The organism is Lachnoclostridium sp. An169 (genome assembly GCF_002160525.1).
In the GTDB taxonomy this organism is placed as follows: Bacteria; Bacillota; Clostridia; order Lachnospirales; family Lachnospiraceae; genus Mediterraneibacter; species Mediterraneibacter cottocaccae.
On the sequence record NZ_NFKT01000080.1, the window covers coordinates 1 to 826 of the forward strand.

Genomic DNA, 826 nt, shown 5'->3' on the forward strand with positions numbered 1-826 from the left:
ATGACGTCAAATCATCATGCCCCTTATGACCAGGGCTACACACGTGCTACAATGGCGTAAACAAAGGGAGGCAATCCCGCGAGGGGGAGCAAATCCCAAAAATAACGTCTCAGTTCGGACTGCAGTCTGCAACTCGACTGCACGAAGCTGGAATCGCTAGTAATCGCGAATCAGAATGTCGCGGTGAATACGTTCCCGGGTCTTGTACACACCGCCCGTCACACCATGGGAGTTGGCAACGCCCGAAGTCAGTGACCCAACCGCAAGGAGGGAGCTGCCGAAGGTGGGGCCAGTAACTGGGGTGAAGTCGTAACAAGGTAGCCGTATCGGAAGGTGCGGCTGGATCACCTCCTTTCTAAGGAAGAAATAGAAGTAGAGAGCTGTTGTCTATTGTTGGGTTATCAAGATAACCTAAATTTTTTGGTGGCGATGCGTTCAGGGGAAACACCCGTTCCCATCCCGAACACGATGGTTAAGACCTGAACGGCCGATGGTACTGCACTGGAGACGGTGTGGGAGAGTAGGTGGCCGCCAAATTGAATGGGCTTATAGCTCAGCCGGTTAGAGCGCACGCCTGATAAGCGTGAGGTCGGTGGTTCGAGTCCACTTAAGCCCATATGGGGGATTAGCTCAGTTGGGAGAGCGCCTGCCTTGCAAGCAGGAGGTCACGAGTTCGACTCTCGTATTCTCCATTTGGCTTTTTATAAAAGCCAGATGATGTACCTTGAAAACTGCATACAGAGAAAAAATCAATATCTTATATAACTTTGCGGGTTTGAGAGAATCCGTAAAGAGATACAAGACATCCGAGGAAATGTTATTAACA

General features: G+C 50.2%; 2 tRNA genes and 2 rRNA genes. All 4 read left to right on the forward strand.

From position 1 onward, the window contains the following. Window positions 1-355: ribosomal RNA gene (locus B5F07_RS22190) — 16S ribosomal RNA — on the forward strand; the annotation flags it as partial. Window positions 356-419: 64 nt separating this feature from the next. Continuing rightward, window positions 420-537, forward strand: a 5S ribosomal RNA gene (gene rrf / locus B5F07_RS22195). A 5-nt stretch (window positions 538-542) separates the two neighbouring features. Further along, window positions 543-616: transfer RNA gene (locus B5F07_RS22200), tRNA-Ile, on the forward strand. A 3-nt stretch (window positions 617-619) separates the two neighbouring features. Then, window positions 620-692, forward strand: a tRNA-Ala gene (locus B5F07_RS22205). Window positions 693-826 lie beyond the last annotated feature (134 nt).